This window comes from Sneathiella marina (assembly GCF_023746535.1).
Lineage (GTDB): Bacteria > Pseudomonadota > Alphaproteobacteria > Sneathiellales > Sneathiellaceae > Sneathiella > Sneathiella marina.
Window position 1 is genome coordinate 1 of sequence record NZ_CP098747.1, and the last position, 24,720, is coordinate 24,720.

General features: G+C 51.5%; 23 protein-coding genes. 16 read left to right on the top strand and 7 right to left on the bottom strand.

Translation table 11 applies throughout. From position 1 onward, the window contains the following. Position 1: 1 nt before the first annotated feature. Positions 2-1,414, top strand: coding sequence for a chromosomal replication initiator protein DnaA (gene dnaA / locus NBZ79_RS00005; RefSeq protein ID WP_251934355.1), 1,413 nt, complete (start codon positions 2-4; stop codon positions 1,412-1,414). 1 nt (position 1,415) lies between these two features. Further along, a complete protein-coding gene (locus tag NBZ79_RS00010) occupies positions 1,416-2,060 on the top strand; it encodes an HAD family hydrolase (protein WP_251934356.1) in 645 nt (214 codons plus the stop codon). A 53-nt stretch (positions 2,061-2,113) separates the two neighbouring features. Here the strand turns inward: NBZ79_RS00010 and NBZ79_RS00015 are convergent, their stop codons facing one another. Then, positions 2,114-3,451 carry an adenylate/guanylate cyclase domain-containing protein gene (locus NBZ79_RS00015; RefSeq protein ID WP_251934358.1) on the bottom strand — a complete coding sequence of 446 codons (1,338 nt, stop codon included), beginning with the start codon at positions 3,449-3,451 and terminating at the stop codon, positions 2,114-2,116. Positions 3,452-3,792: 341 nt separating this feature from the next. Between NBZ79_RS00015 and dnaN the strand changes: the two genes are divergently transcribed. The 4 genes from dnaN (at position 3,793) to NBZ79_RS00035 (ending at position 10,767) form a co-directional block, all read left to right on the top strand. Continuing rightward, on the top strand, positions 3,793-4,911 hold the full coding sequence (gene dnaN / locus NBZ79_RS00020) for a DNA polymerase III subunit beta (protein WP_251934359.1): 1,119 nt from the start codon (positions 3,793-3,795) through the stop codon (positions 4,909-4,911). A gap of 32 nt (positions 4,912-4,943) precedes the next feature. Next, a complete protein-coding gene (gene recF, locus NBZ79_RS00025) occupies positions 4,944-6,110 on the top strand; it encodes a DNA replication/repair protein RecF (protein WP_251934360.1) in 1,167 nt (388 codons plus the stop codon). A 17-nt stretch (positions 6,111-6,127) separates the two neighbouring features. Then, on the top strand, positions 6,128-8,557 hold the full coding sequence (gene gyrB, locus NBZ79_RS00030; RefSeq protein WP_251934361.1) for a DNA topoisomerase (ATP-hydrolyzing) subunit B: 2,430 nt from the start codon (positions 6,128-6,130) through the stop codon (positions 8,555-8,557). 104 nt (positions 8,558-8,661) lie between these two features. After that, on the top strand, positions 8,662-10,767 hold the full coding sequence (locus NBZ79_RS00035) for a transglycosylase domain-containing protein (RefSeq protein ID WP_251934363.1): 2,106 nt from the start codon (positions 8,662-8,664) through the stop codon (positions 10,765-10,767). On the opposite strand, the gene NBZ79_RS00040 is transcribed toward NBZ79_RS00035, so the two are convergent. The 4 genes from NBZ79_RS00040 to NBZ79_RS00055 all read right to left on the bottom strand — a co-directional run bounded on the left by NBZ79_RS00040 (position 10,764) and on the right by NBZ79_RS00055 (position 14,734). Continuing rightward, complete coding sequence (locus NBZ79_RS00040; RefSeq protein ID WP_251934364.1) at positions 10,764-11,963, bottom strand: multidrug effflux MFS transporter; 1,200 nt, start codon at positions 11,961-11,963, stop codon at positions 10,764-10,766. The genes NBZ79_RS00035 and NBZ79_RS00040 overlap by 4 nt on opposite strands. A gap of 47 nt (positions 11,964-12,010) precedes the next feature. Beyond that, positions 12,011-12,757, bottom strand: coding sequence for a M48 family metallopeptidase (locus NBZ79_RS00045; RefSeq protein WP_251934365.1), 747 nt, complete (start codon positions 12,755-12,757; stop codon positions 12,011-12,013). A 9-nt stretch (positions 12,758-12,766) separates the two neighbouring features. Beyond that, complete coding sequence (locus NBZ79_RS00050; protein WP_251934366.1) at positions 12,767-13,174, bottom strand: YcgN family cysteine cluster protein; 408 nt, start codon at positions 13,172-13,174, stop codon at positions 12,767-12,769. 63 nt (positions 13,175-13,237) lie between these two features. Next, positions 13,238-14,734 carry a polyhydroxyalkanoate depolymerase gene (locus NBZ79_RS00055; RefSeq protein ID WP_476749696.1) on the bottom strand — a complete coding sequence of 499 codons (1,497 nt, stop codon included), beginning with the start codon at positions 14,732-14,734 and terminating at the stop codon, positions 13,238-13,240. Between the two features lie 223 nt (positions 14,735-14,957). Between NBZ79_RS00055 and NBZ79_RS00060 the strand changes: the two genes are divergently transcribed. Beyond that, a complete protein-coding gene (locus NBZ79_RS00060) occupies positions 14,958-15,500 on the top strand; it encodes an ankyrin repeat domain-containing protein (RefSeq protein WP_251934367.1) in 543 nt (180 codons plus the stop codon). 1 nt (position 15,501) lies between these two features. Here NBZ79_RS00060 and NBZ79_RS00065 read toward each other — a convergent pair whose 3' ends face one another. After that, positions 15,502-16,206 (bottom strand): lipid-binding SYLF domain-containing protein, encoded by a 705-nt coding sequence (locus NBZ79_RS00065; RefSeq protein WP_251934368.1) that lies wholly within the window; start codon positions 16,204-16,206, stop codon positions 15,502-15,504. Positions 16,207-16,344: 138 nt separating this feature from the next. Between NBZ79_RS00065 and NBZ79_RS00070 the strand changes: the two genes are divergently transcribed. From NBZ79_RS00070 to NBZ79_RS00110, 9 genes are all read left to right on the top strand, one after another. Then, positions 16,345-17,661, top strand: a complete 1,317-nt coding sequence (locus NBZ79_RS00070; protein ID WP_251934369.1) for an ActS/PrrB/RegB family redox-sensitive histidine kinase — start codon at positions 16,345-16,347, stop codon at positions 17,659-17,661. A gap of 71 nt (positions 17,662-17,732) precedes the next feature. Beyond that, a complete protein-coding gene (locus NBZ79_RS00075; protein ID WP_251934370.1) occupies positions 17,733-18,260 on the top strand; it encodes an ActR/PrrA/RegA family redox response regulator transcription factor in 528 nt (175 codons plus the stop codon). A 7-nt stretch (positions 18,261-18,267) separates the two neighbouring features. Then, positions 18,268-19,068, top strand: a complete 801-nt coding sequence (locus NBZ79_RS00080; protein WP_251934371.1) for a DNA-methyltransferase — start codon at positions 18,268-18,270, stop codon at positions 19,066-19,068. A 9-nt stretch (positions 19,069-19,077) separates the two neighbouring features. Next, positions 19,078-20,328: a glycosyltransferase gene (locus tag NBZ79_RS00085; RefSeq protein ID WP_251934372.1), complete on the top strand. Its 1,251-nt coding sequence runs from the start codon at positions 19,078-19,080 to the stop codon at positions 20,326-20,328. A gap of 71 nt (positions 20,329-20,399) precedes the next feature. Next, positions 20,400-20,978: a D-sedoheptulose 7-phosphate isomerase gene (locus tag NBZ79_RS00090; protein WP_251934373.1), complete on the top strand. Its 579-nt coding sequence runs from the start codon at positions 20,400-20,402 to the stop codon at positions 20,976-20,978. Between the two features lie 7 nt (positions 20,979-20,985). Next, on the top strand, positions 20,986-22,461 hold the full coding sequence (rfaE1, locus tag NBZ79_RS00095) for a D-glycero-beta-D-manno-heptose-7-phosphate kinase (protein ID WP_251934375.1): 1,476 nt from the start codon (positions 20,986-20,988) through the stop codon (positions 22,459-22,461). Next, complete coding sequence (gene rfaD / locus NBZ79_RS00100; protein WP_251934376.1) at positions 22,458-23,450, top strand: ADP-glyceromanno-heptose 6-epimerase; 993 nt, start codon at positions 22,458-22,460, stop codon at positions 23,448-23,450. Before rfaE1 ends, rfaD begins: the two co-directional genes overlap by 4 nt. Before the next feature lie 9 nt (positions 23,451-23,459). Next, a complete protein-coding gene (locus tag NBZ79_RS00105; RefSeq protein ID WP_251934377.1) occupies positions 23,460-24,098 on the top strand; it encodes a LysE family translocator in 639 nt (212 codons plus the stop codon). Positions 24,099-24,117: 19 nt separating this feature from the next. Then, positions 24,118-24,405 (top strand): DUF1330 domain-containing protein, encoded by a 288-nt coding sequence (locus tag NBZ79_RS00110; protein WP_251934378.1) that lies wholly within the window; start codon positions 24,118-24,120, stop codon positions 24,403-24,405. 7 nt (positions 24,406-24,412) lie between these two features. On the opposite strand, the gene NBZ79_RS00115 is transcribed toward NBZ79_RS00110, so the two are convergent. Beyond that, entirely contained in the window at positions 24,413-24,715 is a 303-nt protein-coding gene (locus tag NBZ79_RS00115) for a cupin domain-containing protein (protein ID WP_251934379.1), read from the bottom strand. Between the last annotated feature and the right edge of the window lie 5 nt (positions 24,716-24,720).

Below are 24,720 nucleotides of genomic sequence, written 5' to 3' on the forward strand. Positions count from 1 at the left end.
GATGAGCCACGATGACTCACAGGGCATCTCCGCTGCTAATCAGGATATTTGGGGCAAAGTCCGAGAAAGATTGAGAGCGGAATATGGGGAAACAACCTTTAATTCCTGGCTCAAGAATATTGAATTGGAAAAAGTCACCAAAAGCCATGTCAATATGACGTTACCTACCCGGTTTCTGCGAGATTGGGTAATTAATAATTATGCGTTGCGGATCCGCCAGCTTTGGTCCTCAGAAGATGCGCAGATTCAATCGATTGATATCCATGTGAAATCCTCTGCGAAACAGCTGTCGCCGAGACGTAAACCTGCAACCATTGGTCTGGGTGAAGCAAAATCGTCGTTCACCGCCGATAGCAATGGACAGGATAAACTCGAGCAGAATGCAGCGCTGACGGCGCAGCTCGATCCTCGATTTACGTTCGATAATTTTGTTGTCGGAAAATCAAACGAACTGGCGCATGCTGCGGCCCGGCGGGTCTCTGATGCCAAAGACACGGTGCCCTTCAATCCTCTATATCTGTATGGGGGTGTCGGGCTTGGCAAAACCCATTTGATGCATGCAATTGGCCATGCTATTGCCGCCAACAGCCCCGACAAAAAGGTCATGTATCTTTCGGCGGAAAAATTCATGTACCGCTTTATCCGGGCTTTGCGGTTCAAAGATACAATGACTTTTAAGGATCAGTTCCGCTCGGTCGATGTTCTGATGATTGATGATGTTCAGTTTATTGCCGGAAAAGATTCCACACAGGAAGAGTTTTTCCATACCTTCAATGCGTTAGTCGATCAAAACCATCAAATTATTATATCAGGTGACCGTTCGCCGACAGACCTGGAAGGAATGGAGGAACGCATGCGATCCCGGCTTGGCTGGGGATTGGTTGCGGATATTCATCCAACTGATTACGAACTCCGGCTTGGCATCTTGCAATCGAAAGTGGAAAACGCGAAAATCTCCATTGAACCGAGAATTCTTGAATTTCTTGCTCATCGGATCACCTCCAATGTCCGCGAATTGGAAGGAGCGTTAAATCGCGTCCTTGCTTACTCTGATTTGGTGGGCAGAACTGTTACCCTTGAGAGCACTCAAGAAGTCTTACGCGATTTACTACGGGCCAATGATCGGCGCATCACCATTGAGGAAATTCAGAAGCGAGTGGCAGAACATTTCAATATCCGGATGTCTGAGATGCACTCCGCCCGGCGGGCGAGAGCGGTTGCCAGGCCGCGACAGGTCGCCATGTATCTGGCCAAGCAGCTAACATCCCGTTCTTTGCCAGAAATCGGTCGCAAATTTGGCGGACGGGACCATACGACAGTGATGCATGCTGTTAGAAAGATTGACGAGCTTTGCGAAGGCGACCAATCTCTATCGGAGGATATCGAGCTTCTGAAACGAATGCTTGAAGGGTAACATGTCCGTTAAGTTGGTTATCTTTGACTGCGACGGAGTTCTCGTCGACAGCGAACCCATTGCCAACAATATTCTTTCAAAAAGCCTCACACGCTATGGCTTGCCTGTTGCGCCCGAAGAGTGCCTCAAGCTTTTTTTAGGCGGCACCATGAAAACAGTGGCAAAAACTGCCATGGAAAAAGGCGCTACTCTCCCGCCAGAATGGATTGCGGAAATCTATGGCGAAATATACTCTGCCCTTGAAGAGGGAGTGCCGATTATTGACGGAATTATGGATGTTCTGGACCATCTTGATAATGCGGGTATCCCGTATTGTGTTGCCTCAAATGGTAGCATCGAGAAAATGAAAATTACCCTTGGTCATACTGGCCTTCTATCCCGGTTTTACGGACGATTGTTTTCTGCTCATGAAATTGGAATAGCAAAACCAGATCCCGGGCTGTTTTTATTTGCAGCGAAGCAAATGGGGGCGGCACCTTCGAACACGGTCGTAATAGAAGATAGCGAGAACGGCGTAATGGCAGCCCAGCGAGCTCATATGAGATGCTATGGCTATTCGCCGCACGATGAGGGTGCACATCTAGCGGACAAGGACGCAGTTGTCTTTAAAAAGATGTCAATGTTGTCTCATATACTTGAAATTTAGACCGCTTGCTTTGACGAGAGCCAGTAGCATGGTCCAGTCATTTGATTATTGAGTTATCTTTGGACCGAAAAAACCTCCCATTTGTCGGGAACACCTTTTAATACCTGTAGGCCTTTGCTAATAAACGTAAAACTTCTATTTCCCGTCATCAAATCGTTGACGGTTCGGGAAACAAGAACCTCATTACTTTTAGCAATGCTTTCAATTCGTGCGGCAATATGAACTCCCGTTCCGACGATATCATCACCACGCCGTTCGATTTCACCGGTATGAATGCCAATACGTACCGGTAACCCCATTTCCCGCAACCGCTCACTAACTTGCAACGCACATTCAACGGCTTTACTCGGGCGTTCAAACGTCGCGACTATACCGTCCCCGGTTGAAGAGACGAAATTGCCTTCATATAACAAAACCTGTTCTTTACAAACATTGTCATGACGGTCAAGAGTATCTCGCCAGACGTCATCCCCCTGCTGATTGAGTTTCTCGGTTGATCCAACGATATCCGTAAATAAGACCGTCGCCAGCATTCGGTTTTCCGCTTTGCCGTTTGCCTGAATCCCTGTTAAAAATTTACGGGTTTCAGAAATTGTCTGTTCTATGTCTCCGACCCAGAAAAGATGCCCGCCGTTACCTACCTCAACGAAGAGACTGTCGGGCAGCAATTCCGCCAGCTGTCGGCCTGCTGCCATCGGAACCTGATTGTCATCCTGCCGATGCAGAACAAGCGTCGGGACACGGACGGCGGCCAGAATATCCAAAACGTCAATCTTGAAATTTACTTCGAAATACCGCGCCATTGCTGTCGGCGGACTGCCGTAACGTTCAATGCGGCCATACATTTGCTGCATCGCCTTATCTTCTGCCAATTCCGGTGCCAAGACTTTTAGGGCCACACCACCGCTACCCCAATCTTCGAGCCATTTCCACAGATTATTCCGCCGGATTTCGAGGTCAAACATTGAAGGGTATTTTTCTGATTTACAGGCCTTGCCATAAGACCCGAAAGTCACAATGTGGCTTACTCGAGATGGATGTGTCGCCGCAAGGACAAACGCCATTGGACCTCCTTCTGAATGTCCAAATACTGCGGCCCTTTTGCTGCCGCATGCATTTAAAACAGCCAGCATATCGTCTGCCCGTTCTTCAAGAGATGGAACGCCCTCAATGGCATCGGACAATCCCTGACCCCTTTTATCGAAGGTAATGACACGTGCAAATCCAGACAGGTGCCGCAGAAATCGGGTAAACCCGGGAAAATCATGAAGCATTTCTACGTGAGAAATCAGGCCATGTGCGATGATGATATCGATATCTCCATCCCCCATAACTTGATAGGCAATAGAAAGGCCGTGACTGACTGTATATTGGGTTTGAGAACGCTCCATTTGCAGGGACTATACCGGTTTTTTTGCACCGTTGACAAAAAAACACGCGCCTGGACAGAAAACATCCTGTAACGCATTGTTTTGTAACATAAATATATATCCTCCCGAAGCATTATATATGCCTCTAAAAACTTGGCATACTCACCCTCTTTCTGCTATACTACATTGGATGATTTCGGAACATGTTGTTTGCGCCATAAATTCTGATTCAGGTTTACGAATCAAATTGTTAAGGCATCAGCAATAATTTCTAAAATCAAAGTAAGATATTATTGTCATTGGCCGCTATCCGCCTCGATAGGGGTCATTTTTAAGTTTTGCCTTTAAGCCTAGTTGAGCCCATGAAACTGACCATAGAACGTAGCGCTTTGCTCACATCCTTGAACCATGTGCAAAGTGTCGTAGAACGCCGAAATACGATCCCCATCCTCTCTAATATTCTGCTAAATGCACGAGATGGCTATCTGGGGTTGACGGCCACTGATTTGGACATCGCGATCAATGATAAGGTGGCTGCTGACATAACGACCGAAGGGTCGATAACCGCGCCGGCCCATCTTTTGTTTGAAATTATCCGAAAGCTGCCGGAAGGTAGCCAGGTGGAGCTGGATTATAAAAGCGAAGATGGACGAATTGCAGTACGCTGTGGGCATTCTCAGTTTGCTTTACCCTGTTTGCCGCACGATGATTTCCCCGTTATGGAAACGGGGGAACTGCCACATAATTTCACCTTGTCAGCGAGCGTCCTCAAGCGCCTTATTGATAAAACTCGGTTCGCTATTTCAACAGAAGAAACGCGTTATTACCTGAATGGTATTTATTTGCATGCGGCGGACGCTGGCGGTGTGCCTGTCCTTCGGGCGGTCGCTACCGATGGTCACCGGCTGGCTCGGGTTGAAACGCCTATTCCGGCGGATGCGCAAGGCATGCCCGGCATAATTATCCCGCGCAAGGCCGTGGTTGAAATTCAGAAATTGATCGACAACATGGATGGCGATGTAGCGATGTCGCTTTCTGACACAAAAATTTGCTTTTCTTTTGCAGACTCTTTGCTCACGACCAAACTCATTGACGGGACATTTCCGGATTATGAGCGGGTTATTCCTGCTGGTAATGACAAGGTACTCGAACTGGATGGTAAATCCTTTGCACAGGCTGTTGATCGTGTATCTACGGTCTCAACGGAAAAGACCCGGGCAATCAAATTAACGTTGAGCGATGACCGAATTACGTTGTCTGCGACAGGACCGGATGCAGGAAGCGCAACTGAGGAAATCACAGCAACATATACCTCTGGAGAAATGGAAATCGGGTTCAACGCGAAATATCTTTTGGATATTACCGGACAAATTGAAGGAGATAATGCGCATTTCGTTCTTGCGGATGCAGGATCCCCGACAATCGTTAAGGATAGTGCCGATGACGGTGCGCTTTATGTTCTCATGCCAATGCGCGTTTGATGCAAAGGGTGACTGCTTAACCGGAGTATTACGTGTCTGCTTTCGCCATTACGCGCCTGATTTTGACTGATTTTCGAAATTACGACTATTTAAAAGTTGAAACAGATGAAAGGCCCGTCGTTTTGACGGGGCTTAACGGCAGTGGCAAGACAAACCTGCTAGAGGCGATTTCCTTTCTGGCGCCTGGTCGGGGATTACGTCGGGCACGGTTGGGGGATGCGGCTAATAAAGCAGGGGAAGGTCAGTGGGCGGTTGTAGCAGATGTACAGTCACCACAAGGAACAACAACTGTGGGAACTGGCCTGACGGTCAGTCCTTTGGAAAATGGATACAAGGAGACCATGGATCGACGGTCCGTCAAAATTGATGGGCAAATGATGAATAGTTCGGCGGCACTTGCGAAGCAAATTCGGGTTAATTGGCTAACCCCTCAGATGGATCGGCTTTTTCAGGAGGGGGCAAGTGGACGGCGACGGTTTTTGGACAGGCTAACATTTGGGTTTGATCCGGCGCATGGCAAGCGTACGACGGTTTTCGAGAAGGTGATGCGAGAGCGGAACAGATTATTGAAGCAAGGGAAGTATGACAACCACTGGATGACGTCGCTTGAACATACCCTGTCAGAATCCGGGGTTGCGATTGCGGCGGCACGACAAGAGGCCGTCGACAGGCTGAATGCTGCAATGACACGTGACGGAACAGGACATATATCCAGCGCCTTTCCAAAAGCAGGCCTTAATGTGTCCGGCACCGTCGAAGATTTGCTACAGGATATGCCGGCATTGGCTGCAGAAGATACGTTCCGGGAGAAACTCGAAACAAACCGGCATATTGATGAAAAAGCCGGAAGTACGACCCTGGGTCCGCACAGGAGCGACCTGGCTGTCCGGCACAAAGACAAGGATCTCCCGGCAGATCTTTGTTCAACAGGAGAACAAAAAGCCCTGCTAATCTCGATTATTTTGGCAGATGCAAGATTACAGGCCGGACAACAGGGGCAGGCCCCGGTTTTGTTATTGGATGAAATAACGGCCCATTTGGACCAGACACGCAGACAGGCCTTGTTTGATGAAATAGAGCAAATGAAAGCTCAGGCTTGGATGACCGGAACAGATTATGCCCTTTTTGCGGAACTTGGCGAAAGAGCACAATATTTGACAGTCGATAACGGCACCGTTCAGGCGCGGCACACCGGCTGAAAAAGGAAAGTAAGGTAATGAGTAACGAGCAAGACCAAAGCAATGCAGAAGATTACGGAGCTGATTCAATCAAGGTCCTGAAAGGCCTTGATGCTGTTCGCAAACGCCCCGGCATGTATATTGGCGATACCGACGATGGATCGGGTTTGCATCATATGGTGTATGAAGTTGTTGACAACGCAATCGATGAAGCTCTCGCTGGTTATTGTGACCTTGTATTCGTCGCCTTAAATCCGGACGGTTCTGTGACTGTACGGGACAATGGCCGCGGAATTCCTGTAGATATTCATGAAGAAGAGGGTGTTTCGGCTGCGGAAGTGATCATGACCCAGCTTCACGCCGGCGGCAAGTTTGATCAGAACTCGTATAAAGTATCTGGTGGTCTTCACGGTGTTGGCGTTTCCGTGGTTAATGCCTTGTCCACCCGTCTCGATATGAAAATCTGGCGCAATGAACAAGAGCATACGCTGAGTTTCGAGCATGGCGAGCCTGTGGGATCGTTGGAAATTACGGGCGAAGCGGCAGGCAAGTCCGGAACGGAAATCACTTTCACACCATCACCGGAAACTTTTACCAATATTAAGTTCGAGTTTTCCACACTTGAGCATCGTTTGCGTGAGCTGGCCTTTCTAAATTCAGGCGTCTATATCCAGATAAATGATTTCCGGTCCGCCGAACCGACGACAACGGATTTACATTATGAAGGGGGTATTTCCTCTTTCGTAGAATATCTTGATCGATCGAAATCACCCTTAATTGGCCAAACCATTGATTTCAGCACCGAGCGCGAAGGCATCACCGTCGAGGCCTCTTTGCAATGGAACGACAGCTATCATGAAAACGTTCTATGTTTCACCAATAATATCCCGCAACGTGACGGCGGAACCCATTTGGCGGGGTTTCGGGCGGCCTTGACCCGCACCATCAACCAATATGCGACATCCAGCGGGTTATCAAAAAAGGAAAAAGCCGTCATTACGGGCGACGATGCCCGCGAAGGGCTTACCTGCGTCGTATCGGTAAAAGTGCCAGATCCAAAATTCTCGTCACAAACCAAAGACAAGCTGGTGTCGAGCGAAGTCCGGCCAATTGTTGAAAGCAGTGTATTTGAGGCACTGACACAATGGTTTGAAGAACACCCCAACGACGCAAAGACGGTTATTTCAAAAGTATTTGAAGCGGCAGCAGCGCGGGAAGCGGCCCGAAAGGCGCGCGAGCTTACGCGGCGAAAAGGCGCATTGGATATTTCCAGCCTGCCCGGCAAACTTGCTGATTGCCAGTCGAAGGACCCGGAAGTCTCGGAACTTTTCCTGGTGGAAGGGGACAGTGCGGGCGGCTCCGCCAAACAGGGCCGGGACCGTCACAATCAGGCGGTCTTGCCGTTGAGAGGTAAAATCCTCAATGTTGAGCGGGCGCGATTTGATCGCATGTTATCGTCAACAGAAATCGGAACGATGATTACGGCTTTAGGCACAGGTATTGGACCGGAAGAGTTTAATATTGAAAAGGCACGATACCACAAGATTATCATCATGACGGATGCGGATGTCGACGGGTCTCATATCCGGACGCTTTTGTTGACTTTCTTCTACCGTCAGATGCCGGAACTTGTCGAAAAGGGATATCTTTATATTGCACAGCCGCCGCTGTACAAGGTCGAACGTGGCAAGTCTTCTGTGTATCTAAAAGACCAGCAGGCAATGGATGATTACCTGATCGAACAAGGCATAGAAGACGTCGTGCTTGAACTCTCCTCAGGAGAGCAACGTAGTGGCGCAGACTTGTTGGAGCTCATAACCCGGGCACGACAGGCGAGGGATCTAATTGATGCCATTGCGCGCCTGCAGAACCGATCTGTTGTCGAACAGGTTGCCATCGCTGGCGCATTGAACGACGATCTTCTGAGTGATCCTGAAAAAGGGCCCGAAGCCGCCAATTTTGTTGCCAAACGCTTGGACGCCATTTCCTCAGAGACCGAACGCGGCTGGGTTGGGGAAATTCTGCCCGATCATAGCCTTAAATTCAGTCGCGAGGTCCGCGGGGTCACGGAAGTCCAGTTGGTAGACAGTAATCTGATCCATTCAGCAGAAGCACGCCAGCTTAACTCGATGAAGGATGAATTACAGGCAATTTACGCGGCAGCGTCAACTTTCGTTCATAAAGATAAACGAGAAACCATCAATTCCCCGCTTGAGCTAATGGACAAGGTGCTAACACTTGGAAAACGTGGCATAAAAATGCAGCGCTATAAAGGTCTAGGCGAAATGAACCCTGACCAGTTATGGGAAACAACCCTCGACCAGGATGCCCGAACCCTGCTGCAAGTGCGGGTAAATCACGGCGATGAGGCAGACCAGGTTTTCTCCACACTTATGGGTGACGTTGTAGAGCCGCGGCGGAACTTTATCCAGGATAATGCGTTGAAAGTCGGATTTCTTGACGTCTAGAGTTATACATCGAGCGCGGTAAAATCTCATTTTTGCCGCAAATGAGGTGGATACTCGGGCGCGAAGACAATTTTTCAGTAGTTAGGACTTGAGTAAAACAACTCATGAAAAAAGCCTCTAAAAGATCAGCCGGTAAACCTACCCTGACAGTGTCCGGACGCTCGACATATCCGCAGCGCGGCAGAAAGAAAAGCACCAAGAGGGCGACAGCGCGCAATAAGCCGGTTGCCCGGAAAAAGGCTGCGACTCCCAAACGCAAGCGCACTGCACCGCCGCCCTCTCGCGGTTGGGCCGGACCCATTCTGAATTGGGGCGGCACCTTTGTCGTATGGGGAATTCTGATCCTTGGCGTGTTTCTGGGGTATTTTGCTTACACACTTCCGGATATATCGGGAATTGGTGTTATCGAAAAACGTCCGTCAATGGTTCTGCAAACAAAGGGCGGTGACCGGTTCACTACATATGGCGACTTGTATGGAGATATGTTGCCGATCGAAGAAATTCCCAGTTCCATGAAAGAGGCGGTTCTGGCAACGGAAGACAGTCATTTTTATGATCATTTTGGCATTAACCCTGTAAGTCTTACCCGGGCGGCATGGCGTAATTATCAAGCCGGGAAAGTGGTTCAGGGCGGTAGCACAATAACGCAACAACTGGCAAAAAACCTGTTTCTTACGCCGGAACGCACCATGGGACGCAAAATCCGTGAGCTGCTTCTCGCTTTTTGGCTGGAAACGGATTACACCAAAGATGAAATCCTCGCCCTCTATCTAAACCGAATGTATTTCGGCTCCGGTACCTACGGTATTGATGCGGCGTCCCGAAAATACTTCTCGAAACCGGCCACTCAGTTGACGACAGCAGAATCCGCCATGCTTGCGGGGCTACTGAAAGCACCAACCTATTATGCGCCGACGCTAAGTCTTGAGCGTGCGCAAAATCGCGCGAGCGTCGTGGTCGGGCGCATGGTAGATGAGGACTATCTTAGCGAAAGCCAGGCGTTGGCCATTCTGGCCAAACCTGCGACATTAAAAAACGTATCCCGTGATTTTCGTAATGTCCGGTATTTTGCGGATTGGGCTGTCAGCGAGGTTCAATCCTACATTGGTCGGACTGACAAGGACCTGATCGTCACCACAACGCTGGATTTACAAATGCAGCGAGATGCGGAAATGGCACTCGAAACTCGTTTGAAGGCGGATAGTAAGCTAAAACATGTGGAGCAGGGTGCTTTCGTTGCGATGCACCCCAACGGCGCAGTTAAGGCAATGGTTGGGGGCCGAAGCTATTCGAAATCCGTCTTTAACCGGGCAACAATCGCCCGCCGCCAACCCGGGTCCGTGTTCAAGACCATTGTCTATCTTGCCGGCTTTGAAAACGGTTTGTCACCAGATGACACTTTTACAGATGGGCCCATCGATATTGACGGCTGGAAACCCAATAATTACACAAAAAAATATAATGGTGATATGAGCCTGCGCGAGGCTTACGCACGATCCATTAATACTGTGGCCATCAAGGTTACAGAAAGCGTCGGTCGGGATAAAGTAGCGGATATGGCATCTAATCTCGGATTATCGGGTAATTTCCCGCTGCATCCTTCCATTTCCCTCGGAACAAATGAAGTTTCCTTGCTGGAAATGACTACGGCACATGCCATCATCGCGAATGGCGGTACTCGGGTTTTGCCCTATGCCGTGCTTGAGATCAGGGAAAAAGGTGGGGATGTGCTCTATACCCGCCAGAGCTCTGGTCAGGGCCGCGTCATCAGCGCACGAACCATTAACAAAATGCAAGACGTGATGACCGCTGCCATAAAATGGGGTACCGGTAAGGCGGCCAACCCAGGATTTGCGGCCGCCGGTAAAACCGGAACGACGCAAGACTATCGTGATGCCTGGTTTATCGGATTTACACCGGATTTGGTTGCCGGTGTATGGTTTGGCAACGATGACGGGTCAACAACCCAGCGGGTCAATGGCAGCAACCTGCCGGCTGTCGCCTGGAAGGATTTTATCCAGCATAGCAATACATCCCAGGCCATCGCTTTTGCCAAGGTTGAAGAAGAGCCTGATACTTCCAGCTTGTGGCAAAAAATTGTCAGTTCTTTCAGCAAGAAATCCAGTTCCGATGACAGCAATGGAACCCGCACGACAGCCAATCGAATTAATACGAGTGATTACCCGGATCAACGAACGGACAGGCCCTAATTCCGTTGTTTCTGGCGGCCGACAACCGCCACTTGAAAAACAATAAATGACAGAATACCCATTAGCGCAATAGCGGAAACCATGGCCAGTTGTGTCCCGTCATACAGCAAGGCGATTACATAGCCTAACACTGCTGCAAACCCCATCATAAGAAACCCCATAAGTGCGGCGGCCAACCCAGCTTTTTCTGGAAATGGCGCCATGGCACCAGCTTGTGATTGCGGTAAAACCAGGCCGAGGCCAACAGAATACACAACCATCGGCCCCATCACTGCTGATACATGGTTAAATCCAAAAAGTACCGCCGCCAGCATCAAACAACTTCCGACCGCTGAGATTCTGGTCCCGATTTTTAACGAATGAATCAAGCCATGCCGCGCCGTTAAGGCCGGTCCAACCAATGTCCCGGCCATAAAGCCAAGCACGCCCATTCCGAAATAATATCCGAAATGATCAGCTGCGACGCCAAACACCTCAATTAGAACAAGTGGCGACCCGGAAATGAAGGCAAACAAGCCGCCAAAACAGAGGCCGCCTGAAACGGCAAATCCCATAAATTCCGGGTCTCTCGCCAGGCTTCGATAGTTTCGGTAGATATGTTCCGGGCGTAGCGCATTTTTATCCTTTGCCAAATGAGACTCATCAACCAGAAATATCACCGCAAGCGCGACAAGAAGCGCGGCGCAGCCCATAAAGACAAAAACAGATTGCCATCCGTAGAAGGCTGCCAGATATCCTCCCAGAACCGGTGCAATTGCCGGCGCAAACCCCATTATCGTTCCCATGCGCGACAACTGTTTTGCGGCCATCTCCCGTTGATATAAGTCCCGCACCATGGCCCTGGGCACGACAATTGCCGCACACACACCAAAAGCTTGGATGAAACGGTACAGGATTAGATCTTCGATATTTTGCGCAAACAGGCATGCGAAGCTGGCAATGACAAAAGCAAAGAGCCCTGATATCAGGATTGGTTTTCGCCCATACCGGTCTGTCAGGGGCCCGTAAATCAACTGGCACCCGGCAATGGTAAAGGTAAAAATACTTAACGTCAGCTGCACCTCAGAAACACTTGCGCCAAACACATCCGCCAACATCGGAAAGGTCGGCAAATACATATCAGTCGCCAAGGGCCCAATTGCAACGGCGGTTGACAGGAATATTGTAAAAGATATGGATTTCGGCGACAGACGCATTCGTTCACTACTCTAAATTAAAGCGATTTCAAATGTTGCTTTGAAACCTAGGGCCCATAGCGATGGACATCTGACCCATGTTGTATAAGCCATTTTTTTGCGGATTTTACATCTGAACTAAGGTCGTTTACCACGCCCCAGAATTGCGCGGAGTGATTCATATGGCGCAAATGGGCAACCTCATGGGCGACAACATAGTCCAAAACGAACTCCGGCATCAGAAATAATCGCCAGGAAAAATTTAGCCTGCCAGTTGATGAACAACTCCCCCATCTGGTTTTCTGGTCACGAAGCGTAATTCCCGTATGGGTGACATCGAGCTGTTTTGTATAGTCAAGAGCCCGCGGGGCTATTTCACTTTTGGCCGCTTTTTTTATCCAGTCCCTGATCCGGCGCGGGACATGTTCAATGTGACCCGTTACGAAGATCTTCCGATCCTCCGGCCAGACAAGTCCGCGTTCTTGCGGAGCATGTATTATGGTATGGGGCGTTCCAAGGAGAGGGATTATCGAGCCCGGCAAAAACGGTATTTTTTCAGGCACCTTCTCTATTTTTTTGATAACCCAGTGAAGTTCTCGTTTCAAGAAAGAAAGGCCCTCCCTTATGGAAGCGCGGGGCGGCAAAATCAACACAACGCCGGCATGCCGGTCAATACGCAATTTGAGGCGGGAGGCACGAGGGCTGCGTTTTATTTCAACGGGGACCTGCCGCTGTTCCAGTTGTAAATAAGGGTGGGGTCCGTCGATATATTCCGGGAAAAATTTGGAACCGCTTGTGCTGCGAAAATTAAACACAGCAACCTCTCACGTTATATCTTCTTCTGGCCAGTCAACAATATGATCCTCAAGGTCTTGCGCCTTTCGTTCGGAGACCGCGCGGCCGCGCACCGAGATTCCGGCCTCATGCACGGTATTGGGATCATTGGACACAAGCGGATGCCACCAGGCAAGGGGCTTACCTTCAGAAAGAAGACGATACGCGCAGGTTTTAGGCATCCACCTCAATGTCGGTACAATCTCCGGTGTCATGGTAATGCAGTCGGGCACAAGAACAGAACGTTCAGGGTAACGCGTACATTGACATGTTCCCATATCCAGAAGGCGGCAGGCGACATCCGTATAGGCAAGTTCGAGTGTATCTTCGTCCTCCAGTTTCAGCAGGCAGCACTTGGCGCAACCGTCACACAAGGATTCCCACTGCGCTTTGGACATATCTTCCAATGCAACCGTTTCCCAAAACGGTGCGTCTATGGTCGTCGTCTTCTTTGTCAGTCGTCAGGCTTTCTTTTTTGCCGGCGCTTTCACAGGCTTTTTGCGCACCGCAGGCGTTTTTAGAGCCTCAACCTTAGCTTTTTTCGGAGCAGCGGCAACTGGTTTTTTTTCCCCTGTTTTCTTCGTACCTGATGAAGATGGCTTAGCTGATTTCAGGGCTGGTGCCTCTTTCTTAGGGGCAGGTTTTTTCACCAGAGGGTCGGCTTTCGGGGCAGGGACGGCTAATTTCAAAGCCTTTTTTTGCACCTTTTTTCCAGGTTCAGGTTTTTTGGTCTCGTTTTGCACAAGTTTCAGGGTCGCAGAGGTGCTCTTTTCATGCTTGAGAATAAAATCTGATATTCGCGGGGCTATTTCGCTGTTAAAGCGGCGGCCGTTAAACACACCGTAATGTCCAACACCCTTTTGTTCGTAATGCGCTTTCTTACTTTGCGGTATATTGCTGCAAATATCGTGAGCGGCTACTGTCTGGCCAATACCGGATATATCGTCCAGTTCTCCTTCAACGGTCAACAACGCTGTTGACGTAATCGCAGATGTATCAACCGGTTGATTTCCCCGATACATCATTTCACCCTTCGCCAACGCTTGTTTTTGAAACACTGTTTCGATGGTCTGCAAGTAATATTCCGCTGTCAGGTCCATCACCGCATTATATTCCGCATAAAATGCACGATGTTTGTCTGCACTATCGCCATCCCCTTCGACAAGATGGTCAAACTGACGGGCATGCGCTTCCATATGGCGGTCAAGATTCATGCTCATAAAACCACCAAGCTGCAAAAACCCGGGATAAACCCGACGAAAAGCGCCCGGATACCCAATGGGAACATGGTGGATAACTGTTTTTTCAAACCATTCAAGCGAATGATCCATTGCCAGCTTGCACGGCGCCGTCGGGTGCCGCCTTGTATCAATTGGGCTCCCCATCAATGTCAATGTCGCGGGAATGTTAGGGTTGCTGCTTTCCGCCATCAAGGCGGTTGCCGCCAGTACAGGGATTCCTGGTTGACACACGGCCATGACATGCGTATTCGGCCCCAGAAACTCGAGAAATTCCCTTACATAATCAATATAATCATCCAAATCAAAGCGCCCTTCGATCAAGGGAACGTTTGAGGCATCACGCCAGTCCGTAATATAAACATCATGGTTTTTAATCATGGTTTCGACGGTACCGCGCAAGAGCGTTGCGAAATGGCCTGACATCGGTGCAACAATCAACAATTTCGGGTCTTTGCGCGTTGTATCGCGTTTAAAATGTTTCAGCTGGCCAAAACATTTCCGCGACAGGATTTCTTCGGTCACCGCAACAACACGCCCATCAATTTCAGTCTGGCTTATGCCAAAAGCAGGCTTTCCGTGATACTGGGTGGTTTCCGCAAACAACTCGTATGCCGCAGCCAATGTTTGAGCCTGCGGGGTCTCTGATAGCGGGTTAAACGGGCTTCTTAGGATCTGCGATTGCATTTGCGCTGCCATGCGCAATGGAGAAAGAGCCATTCTCTGGAACTCGTTAAATTGGTAAAGCAACCTATTCTCCTTACAATCATGTTATCGTCCGCAGCGGGCAGCATCGGTCTTTTATTTCGCTGCACTGCAGCATAATACACGAAAGTTATGGAAACGTTAGCAATATTTGCAACTTTATCTCCAATCCTATAACAATAAGTTTCATATTATACTTATGTATTCTTTGCAGATTGATTTTTTGAAGGCCGATTGTATGAAACTCTACCTATGTATTTTCACTTTGTTATTGCTTGCGGCAACGTCGGCTTCAGCCCAATCGATTTTCGGCGGAGATGAAGTATTCACGGAAGCTGCGAGGGACAACGCGCAAGCCGTCGAAGAATATCTTCTTACTGGAAATAATGTAAACGCAAGAAATACCAGGAAAGTACCCTTACTCGTTGCTGCGGCCACAGCAGGAGCGGTCAAATCCGTGAAGATTTTGATCAAGCATAAAGCCCAGATCGATTTAGCGGATAATCTTGGAAATACGGCTCTTATGCAGGCCGCCGCCTATGGCTCCGTTGACGTATTGAACATCTTGCTGGAAAATAAAGCGAAAATTGATGCAGAAAACCGGCAAGGCGAAACCGCCCTGATAAAAGCCGCACAAGCGGGTCATCTTGATGCAGTCCAGCTGCTTCTGGATAATCAGGCGAACATTGAAATTTCGGATTTTACGGGACGAACGGCTCTGGACTATGCAGACCAGAACCGTCATCGTGCCGTCGCGAAACGATTGCGCGAAACCCCCTAGTTTACGGAGCTTCAGCTGCTTTCAAGGCTGCCCGCAACCCGTCAGACTGGGGATTGTTGACAGAACGGTCAATCACAACTGCAGTGGGCGATACTGCTTTTCCGTAATATAATTCATTCCACTCCTGTTTTGTGGACAACACCGAGCCCGCAACAGAAGCACCGATGAACAATCCTTTCGCATTGGCGAAGGAGAACACATCTGAATTTAGATTTGTCGTCGTTGCGGCCCCGACTTGTGTACCAACAGGCCCAACAGCGGCACTTAAATCGGCCCCGAGTTTCACATTGTTATTGATAATCGCCTTCAAGCCTTTTTCGGTCATGACCACCAGCACCAATTCTTTTGCCTGGGCCCCGAATTGCAGACCGATACTTCCCTGACCCATGGAGTAGAAAGCAGGGGACGTCCAGTTACCCTCACCGTCCTGGGCAAGCAACACGCCGCTGCCGCCCGCGCCGCCAATGAAAAACCCGGCTTCAAGAATTTGCGGGAAAACGACAACGCCCTTGGCAACGGCCAAGAGTTTGCGAAATTCCCCCATATCCGGGTTTTTTGCCAAATTCTCGATGGTGAACTTCGCTCTTTCCACCAACTGGTCCTGATTATCTCCCGCTGTCGCCAACGAAGATGTTCCGGCAAAAAGAAGACCGGCTGCCATTAGTGATATAAATGACCGTCGAACAAGGTTGATCGTTTCCCGCATATCTCTATCCTTAATTGGTCTATAACTATGTACCAAGGTTCATGAATAAGGTGATATCCAATAATGTCATTAGTATGGCTTCAGTAACCCGCAATTAATAGTAGAAAAATCACATGATTATTAGAAAACCGTAAAATAATGTCTGCCAATTCCGACAAAATAAGTGATTTCGATGCGATCATTGGCGCGTCCAACGGGATGCGCCTGCAGACTTTGGTTTATATACGCTGGCTCGCGGTGCTGGGTCAGGCGCTTACCGTCTTTATTGTTCATTTTGGCTTCAGTTACGAGATGCCTGTTGTCCCGGTCGCCGCCCTTGTTTCCGCCAGCGCCATTTTGAACATTCTCGTCACCATAAGCCAGCCGACATCGCAGCGATTGTCGGATCGGGGCGCGATTTTGTATCTGGTTTATGATATTCTGCAACTGGCCGGACTGTTGTATTTCACCGGCGGTTTAACGAACCCCTTCTCGGTGCTCTTCCTTGTCCCCGTGACCATCTCGGCGACAAACCTGTCGCGACGCGGAACGCTTTTTCTGGGACTGATCACGTTGGTCTGCATTTCCGTGCTCGCCGTTATCCACGAAAGACTGCCACTGCCGCAAGGCTCATTGATGCTATCAACGACTTATATCCTCGCGATCTGGTCGGCTCTTGTCCTTGGCACCTTGTTTCTTTCCGGATATGCCTGGCTCATCGCCGCAGATGCGCGTAAAATGTCCGACGCGCTGACCATCGCCCGGTTTGAGCTTGCCCGTGAACAGCAATTGTCGGCGGTCGGCGGCATCGCCGCAGCGGCAGCCCATGAGCTTGGCACACCCCTTAACACCATCTTGTTGATTTCACAGGAACTTTCGCAAGACCTTGCCGAGGACAAAGCCCATGCCGAGGACGCAAAATTGCTGCATAATCAGGCGAAAAAATGTGCAGAGGTGCTCGCTCAGCTGTCAAAGCGGCCGGATACGGAACGGTTTCTACAGGATGAAGCCCATCATAACTATTTGTCCATTGACGATCTGTTCACCTTGATCGCGGAGAAATACCAGGGTTTCGGGAAAATCATCGAGGTTCTCAATCAAGGGAGCGAAGGAACCAAGCCAAAGCTTTTCTCCACACCCGAGTTACGGCATGGCCTGGGCAACCTGATCAGCAACGCTGCAGAATTTGCCAAATCCAGTGTAACCATCAATCTTTTCTGGGATGACAAAAAGGTTCAGGCTGAAATCAGGGATGATGGCCCCGGGTTTTCGCCGGAGATACTGGCGCGGTTGGGCGAACCCTATATGTCAAGCCGGCGCGGCAAGGGCGGCATGGGGTTGGGGGTCTTTATTGCCGATATGCTGATTAAACGAAGCCGCGGAGAGGTTTCTTTTCGCAATGCAAAATCAGGCGGTGCTGTCGCCACGGTGGTGTGGTCACGGCAAAAACTTGAAAAATCCGACCCTTTCGCCTGACGCAAAATGTGGTACTGTAGCAGAATAATATTAGCGCACCGTTCCCCCGGCGCATAAAGCTAGAGGATGTAATGGACGACAAGCCTTTATTGATCGTCGATGATGACGAAATCTTCCTGAACCGGCTCGGCCGATCCATGGAAAGGCAGGGTTTCCAGCCAGTTCTGGCGAGCAGCGTTGCCGATGGCAAGAGATGTGCCGCAGAATCCGCGCCCGATTATGCGGTGGTCGATTTACGGCTGCAGGATGGCAACGGACTTGAAGTGGTAGAGGCCATTCGTCAGGTTAATGAGGATGCCAGTATCGTCATGCTCACCGGATATGGAAATATTGCCTCGGCTGTCGCCGCTGTTAAAGCCGGTGCCATCGATTATCTGGCAAAGCCGGCCAATGTGGAGGATATTGTCAGCGCCTTGCTCGCCGATAAGGACGCCAAACCACAGCCGCCGGAAAACCCCATGTCCGCAGACCGTGTCCGCTGGGAACATATCCAGCGGGTCTATGAGCTTTGTGATCATAATATTTCAGAAACTGCCCGCCGCCTGAACATGCACCGGCGAACCCTTCAACGCATTATGGCCAAAAGGTCACCACAGTAGAGTATTTATGGGTCTTCAAATTCCGCAGTCACAGTTAATTTGCGGCGACGCAGCAGACGAAATGTCGAAGCTTGCCAGCAATAGCATTGATCTTGTCGTCGCCGACCCGCCGTATAATCTGGGCAAGAATTACGGCAATAATATCGACAGGAAAGATCGGGCTGACTACCGCGAATTTACGGAAAACTGGCTCGGTGAATGCCATCGGATCCTCAAACCGGGTGGCTCGCTCTATTGTTTTATGGGCGTGAAGTTTATCGCCTCCCTCTATGTCTTGCTGGAAGAAGAGCTGGAGATGACGGCGCAAGGCTGGATCACCTGGCATTACACGCAAGGCATGGGAAGAAAACGTGGTTTTTCACCCCGGCATGAAGATATTCTCTGGTTTTCGAAAGGCTCTGAGGCCACCTTTAATCTTGATGAGGTCCGGGTGCCTCAGAAATATTATCGCAAACGCAATAATATGAGCGGCGCCAATCCCGGGGATGTCTGGCAGTTCAGCCATGTGCATTATTGTGCTGCCGAACGCCTGCCACATCCCACACAGAAACCCGAAGCCCTGATCGAGCGGATCATCGCAGCCTCGTCCAACCCGGGAGAAACCGTCCTCGATCCGTTTTTGGGAAGCGGGACAACGGCAAGGGTGGCGCAGGTTTTGGGCCGCGCCGCCATCGGCATTGAGGTCAATCCGGACTATCTGGCCATGGCCACAGCCCGATTGGCGGAACCCTTCGACGGATTTGACAGCGTTGACCCGCGGCGGGCGCGGACGTCCCGGGATCTGCCTAAAACGGCCGCAAAAGCGTAGTTTGGCCCGATGCATGTGCTTTTCCTGCATAACAATTTCCCTGCCCAATACCGGCATGTGGCCCGGCATCTGGCAGCGGACAAGGCCAACAAGGTGGTGTTCGCCTCGCATCGGGTACCGGAAAAAATCCCCGGCGTCATCAATATGCAGTTCAACCCACATCGGACAGGCAAATCGGAAACCCACCACTACCTGCGCAACTTCGAGAACGCCGTCATCAACGGCCAATCGGTCTTTCGTCTCTGTATCAAGCTGAAAAATCAAGGTTTTTCGCCAGATATTATCTGTTCACATTCCGGCTGGGGGAACAGCCTTTATGTGAAGGACGTCTTTCCCAAGGCCCGCCTGCTCAGTTATTTTGAATGGTATTACCACGCCCATGGCGCCGATGCCGACTTTTTGAAAGACTCCAACATCGGATTTGACGATGCCGGCCGGATCCGCACCAAGAACGCCGCTTTACTCATGGATTTGGCAGCCTGCGACTGGGGCCAGGTGCCCACACAATTTCAATTGTCGCAAATTCCAGACGTGTTTCACGGAAAACTGTCGCGGCTGCATGACGGCGTTGATACTGACTTCTTCAAGCCCAATCCTGACGCCTCGAAAATCATCGGTAATCTCGATTTAAGCGATGCGGCCGAAATCCTCACCTATGCCACCCGCGGAATGGAGCCTTACCGTGGCTTCCCCGAATTTATGCGGGCCGCGGCGCTGCTGATGAAAAAGCGGCCTAACCTTCACGTTGTCGTTGTCGGCGAGGACCGCGTCGCCTATGGCAAGAAGCTGCCGGATGGCGATGGCTGGGGCAAACGGATGCGTGAAGAGTTGCAACCGGATCCGGATCGCCTGCATTTTACCGGCCATCTTTCCTATGGGGAATATGTAAATATCCTGCAGATATCAACGGTTCAGGCGTATTTAACCGTTCCCTTCGTGCTCAGCTGGTCGCTGATCGAGAGCCTGTCTTGCGGCGCCTTGATCGTCGCGTCGGATACGGCCCCCGTGCAGGAGGTGGTGACAACGGGAAAAAACGGGTTTCTTGCGGATTTTTTTGATCATCAAGCCTTTGCCGAGAAAATTGAGACGGTTCTGGATACGGCGCCGGATCTGGATCATATCCGTGTTGCGGCCCGGCAAACTGTCCTCGACAGCTATGCCCATAAAGATCTGTTGCCGCGGCAGTTGCAACTGATCCATGATGTGGCCGCAGGGCGAATTCCGCCGGGTGAAAAATCAGCCCTGCCAGATCCGGAATAACTCCGGGTTTGCAGGGGCGGGCGGTTTATACTATTACCGCTTAAGGTAATTCTTTTTGAAAGCAGGCCAAAGTGGACCCGTTAGCATATTTCAACAGTGAACTGGACGATCATGCCGCCGTCGTTGCGCGGACACATGCCCAAATGGAGGCCCCGTTTCTGGCCATGCTGGATGCCTGGGTTAAAGCCATCGAGGGCGGCCACAAAATCCTGTTTTTCGGCAATGGCGGCAGCGCCGCCGATGCGCAGCATCTCTCCGCCGAGCTGGTTATCCGCTTTATGGAGGATCGCAAGCCCATTGCCGCCATTGCGCTCAACACCGATACCTCCGCCTTGACGGCCGGGGCAAATGACCTGGGATATGACGCTGTTTTTGCCCGGCAGATCGAGGCGTTGGGCCAAGCCGGTGATATTGCTGTCGGTTTCACCACGTCCGGTACCAGTCCGAATATTGTCGCCGCACTTGAAATGGCACGGAGCAAGGGACTGGTCACTTGCGCCTTTACCGGGCGCGACGGCGGGCGGATGCCGGATCTCGCTGATCATTGCCTGATTATTCCGGCCCAGTCGACCCGGCGCATACAGGAAATGCATATTACCCTGGGCCATATGCTGTGCGGTGCCCTTGAACAATCTTTGAAACTGGTCTGAGGCTCCCATGCAACATCGATCCCATCTTCTCGGCGCCCTGGATAGGTTCAAGGATATCAATGTCCTGGTTCTGGGTGATGTTATGCTGGACCAGTTTGTCTATGGCACCGCCGCGCGGATTTCGCCCGAAGCCCCGATCCCGGTATTAAAGACCTCCCATCAGGTGAAAATGCTCGGTGGCGCCGGGAATGTGGTGCGTAATATCGCCTCTCTTGGCGGAAAAGCGCAGCTGGTTTCCGTTGTCGGCAGTGATCCGGAAGGCACGGAAATCGAGCGATTACTGGCAGAAGATGGCGCTCTGACACCACATTTGGTTAAATCAGTCGGACGACCGACCACAGTCAAGACGCGGTTTGTGGCCGACGGCCAGCAACTCCTGAGAAGCGACCATGAGGCAACTCATTCCCTGCAGGCGGAAACCGCGGAAAAGCTGCTGGCTGGCTTTGATGAGGCCTTGAAAACCGCCCATATCATTGTTCTTTCCGACTATGCCAAGGGTGTTTTGTCCGATCCGGTTCTGTTTGAAGCCATCGAGCGGGGCCAGCAGGCGGGGATCCCCATCATTGCCGATCCGAAATCTGATGATTTCAGCCGATATTCCGGCGTTACCCTGATTACCCCCAACCGCAAGGAAATGATCGCCGCCAGCGGATTGCCCTGCGGCAGCAACGCTGAAGTGGAGCGGGCGGCGTTGGCCGTGCTTTCCGCCTCCGGGCTTGACGCGGTTCTGGTCACCCGTTCCGAAGCGGGCATGAGCCTGATATCCAACGCTGCCAGCCATCATATACCAGCGGAAGCGCAGGAAGTTTTCGATGTTTCCGGGGCCGGGGACAGCGTCATCGCCAGCTTAGCGCTGGCCCTTGGCGCCACGGCGCCACAAGCCGAAGCGGCGTATCTGGCCAACCTCGCCGGCAGCATCGCCGTCGCCAAATCCGGTACCGCTGCGGTCACAATGGGCGAGCTCCGCGATCGGCTGCATAGCGCAGAAGCCCACGGCATTGACCAGAAAATCACCAGTCTGGACCAAGCGTTGGAGCGGGTCTCCAACTGGCGCAGCCGCGGCTTGAAAGTCGGCTTTACCAATGGCTGCTTCGATTTGGTGCATCCGGGACATATCTCCCTGATCGAACAATCCAAGGCGGAATGTGACCGCCTGATTGTCGGGCTCAATACCGATGACAGCATCAAGCGCCTGAAAGGGCCCGAACGCCCGGTCACATCCGAGAATTCCCGCGCCATTGTGCTGGCCAGCCTTAGCGCCGTGGATCTGGTTGTCCCGTTCAATGAGGACACTCCAATGAACCTGATCGAAGCCATCAAGCCCGATATTCTGGTCAAGGGCGCCGATTATACGGTGGAAACCGTGGTTGGCTCCGATGTGGTCAGCGCCTATGGCGGCCGCGTCCATCTGGCGGAACTGAAAGACGGCTTTAGCACCACCCGTACCATCCAGCGCCTGCTTGGCAAGGAAGAAACCTCATGACTTCGCGTATTCTGGTCACCGGCGGCGCCGGTTTTATCGGCTCCAACATTGTCGCAGCCCTCTCTGATCAGGGGAAATCCGTGGTCGTCTGTGACTGGCTGGAAGACGGGGAAAAGTGGAAAAACCTGGCAAAACACGTGATCAGCGACTTCGTTAATCCCGACGAGCTGGAGGGCTGGCTGGAAAGTAACGGCAAGGGCTTGCAGGCAATCATCCATATGGGCGCCATCTCGGCGACCACGGAAAGTGATGGTGATTTGATCCTCAAGCGCAATTTCAAGCCCACGTTAATGCTGTGGAACTGGGCAACCGCCCATAAAACCCCGTTTATCTATGCCTCCTCCGCCGCCACCTATGGCGATGGCGGGGCTGGTTTTGACGATACCGAGACGGAAGACGCCCTGCAAAACCTGCATCCGCTTAATCTTTATGGCTGGAGCAAGCATGCCTTCGACAAGTATGTGGCCCGTGAAATTGCCAGTGGCGCCATGACGCCACCGCAATGGGCGGGGCTCAAGTTTTTCAACGTGTACGGCCCCAACGAATATCATAAGGGCAGCATGAAAAGCGTGATCGCCCAAAGCTATCCGCGTATCGCGGCGGGGGAGGCGGTGACCCTGTTCAAGTCCCATAACCCGGACTATGAGGATGGCGGGCAGCTGCGTGATTTCGTCTATGTAAAGGACTGCGTCAGCGTTATCCTGTGGCTGCTGGACAACCGTGATATCTCTGGCCTGTTCAATCTGGGCACCGGAAAAGCCCGCAGTTTCAAGGACCTGGCCAGCGCCGTCTTTGCCGCCGCCGGGCAACAGGAAGACATCTCCTATCGCGATACGCCGATCGAGATCCGCGATAAATACCAGTATTTCACCGAAGCCAATATGCAAAAACTCCGCGCCGCCGGCTTCGGCGGCAACTTCCACAGTCTCGAAGACGGCATCATGGATTACGTCACCGAACATCTCGCCAAAGACGACCCCTATAGGTAGGAGCGAAAAATGACCGAAATCAGCCAATTTCTGCCCGATCTGATCATTGCCTATTCCGCTTATCTGATTGCCACATTGAGTCCGGGGCCGGCGGTGTTGGCGATTATGGGGACGTCCATGGCGCGCGGGCGGCGGGCCGGGGTTTCCTTGGCGGCGGGGGTTTCGCTCAGCTCCTTTATCTGGTCCTTGCTGGCGGCCTTCGGGGTGACGGCATTTCTCGCGGCCTTTGGCTGGACCTTGGTTGCGGTAAAAGTCGGCGGCGGGTTGTATTTGTTGTGGCTGGCCTATAAATCCCTGCGCTCCGCTCTTCGTAAAGACACGGCCGCAGCAGGATCCATGCCCTCAGCCCAGAAGGATCGGCGGTTTTTCCTGCGCGGGGTGGCCGTGCATATGACCAACCCCAAGGCGGTATTCGCCTGGATCGCCATTATTTCCCTTGGATTGCGCCCGGAATCGCCGCTTTGGGTGACCTTCGCCATTATCGGCGGCTGCGCGGTGCTGGGTATTCTGGTGTTCGGCTTTTATGCCCTGGCCTTTTCCAGCGCGCCGATGATCCGGCTGTACCAGTCGGGCCGCCGCCTGATCGAGGGCACGATGGCGGTGTTTTTCGGGGCCGCCGGCCTGAAACTACTCACCTCCCGGCTCTAATGTTAGGATAAGGACCGTCATGAAAGGCTACTGGATCGTCAATATCACCATCACCGATGCGGAAAACTATCCGCAATATCTGGCGGCCGATGCGCTGGCGTTCGAAAAATATAACGCGAAATTCCTGGTGCGCGGCGGGCAATATTCCGCAGTCGAAGGCCCCGCCCGGGAACGCCATGTGGTCATCGAGTTTGACAGCTACCAGACGGCGCTGAACTGCTATAACTCCCCCGAATATCAGAAAGCCGCCAAACTCCGGCAGAAATTCGCCGATTCCGAGGTGCTTATTCTGGAAGGCACGCCGTAAAACCCGGTTATTTCAGGAATTCGGTTTCCATAAAGGCGCATTCAAAATCATTGCCGTTAAACACATCATGCTCAACGCCTTTTTCGCGGAAATAGGGGACACCATGCTTTAATTCGGCGCGGGTTTGCTCGCCGCCCGGCAATTTGATATCGAGAAACCCGTCGAACAGCGGCACCACCACATAATCATATTCATGCACATGCCAGCCCGTATGCGATCCAACGGGAAACCGCCATTCGGTCACGCGGGTGCGGTCATTCTCGATAAACACGGTCGGGATGGCATCCCCGTCACTGCTGGCCTCACACATTGCTG

Bases quoted from the DNA above. Each gene is read 5' to 3' on its own strand.
- gyrB (WP_251934361.1), top strand. From the start codon at position 6,128: ATGAGTAACGAGCAAGACCAAAGCAATGCAGAAGATTACGGAGCTGAT.
- NBZ79_RS00075 (WP_251934370.1), top strand. From the start codon at position 17,733: ATGGACGACAAGCCTTTATTGATCGTCGATGATGACGAAATCTTCCTG.
- NBZ79_RS00035 (WP_251934363.1), top strand. From the start codon at position 8,662: ATGAAAAAAGCCTCTAAAAGATCAGCCGGTAAACCTACCCTGACAGTG.
- NBZ79_RS00040 (WP_251934364.1), bottom strand. From the start codon at position 11,963: ATGCGTCTGTCGCCGAAATCCATATCTTTTACAATATTCCTGTCAACC.
- NBZ79_RS00050 (WP_251934366.1), bottom strand. From the start codon at position 13,174: ATGTCCAAAGCGCAGTGGGAATCCTTGTGTGACGGTTGCGCCAAGTGC.
- NBZ79_RS00115 (WP_251934379.1), bottom strand. From the start codon at position 24,715: ATGTGTGAGGCCAGCAGTGACGGGGATGCCATCCCGACCGTGTTTATC.
- dnaN (WP_251934359.1), top strand. From the start codon at position 3,793: ATGAAACTGACCATAGAACGTAGCGCTTTGCTCACATCCTTGAACCAT.
- rfaD (WP_251934376.1), top strand. From the start codon at position 22,458: ATGACTTCGCGTATTCTGGTCACCGGCGGCGCCGGTTTTATCGGCTCC.
- NBZ79_RS00015 (WP_251934358.1), bottom strand. From the start codon at position 3,451: ATGGAGCGTTCTCAAACCCAATATACAGTCAGTCACGGCCTTTCTATT.
- NBZ79_RS00060 (WP_251934367.1), top strand. From the start codon at position 14,958: ATGAAACTCTACCTATGTATTTTCACTTTGTTATTGCTTGCGGCAACG.
- NBZ79_RS00010 (WP_251934356.1), top strand. From the start codon at position 1,416: ATGTCCGTTAAGTTGGTTATCTTTGACTGCGACGGAGTTCTCGTCGAC.
- NBZ79_RS00055 (WP_476749696.1), bottom strand. From the start codon at position 14,734: ATGGCTCTTTCTCCATTGCGCATGGCAGCGCAAATGCAATCGCAGATC.
- NBZ79_RS00080 (WP_251934371.1), top strand. From the start codon at position 18,268: ATGGGTCTTCAAATTCCGCAGTCACAGTTAATTTGCGGCGACGCAGCA.
- NBZ79_RS00110 (WP_251934378.1), top strand. From the start codon at position 24,118: ATGAAAGGCTACTGGATCGTCAATATCACCATCACCGATGCGGAAAAC.
- NBZ79_RS00070 (WP_251934369.1), top strand. From the start codon at position 16,345: ATGTCTGCCAATTCCGACAAAATAAGTGATTTCGATGCGATCATTGGC.
- NBZ79_RS00085 (WP_251934372.1), top strand. From the start codon at position 19,078: ATGCATGTGCTTTTCCTGCATAACAATTTCCCTGCCCAATACCGGCAT.
- rfaE1 (WP_251934375.1), top strand. From the start codon at position 20,986: ATGCAACATCGATCCCATCTTCTCGGCGCCCTGGATAGGTTCAAGGAT.
- NBZ79_RS00065 (WP_251934368.1), bottom strand. From the start codon at position 16,206: ATGCGGGAAACGATCAACCTTGTTCGACGGTCATTTATATCACTAATG.
- NBZ79_RS00105 (WP_251934377.1), top strand. From the start codon at position 23,460: ATGACCGAAATCAGCCAATTTCTGCCCGATCTGATCATTGCCTATTCC.
- dnaA (WP_251934355.1), top strand. From the start codon at position 2: ATGAGCCACGATGACTCACAGGGCATCTCCGCTGCTAATCAGGATATT.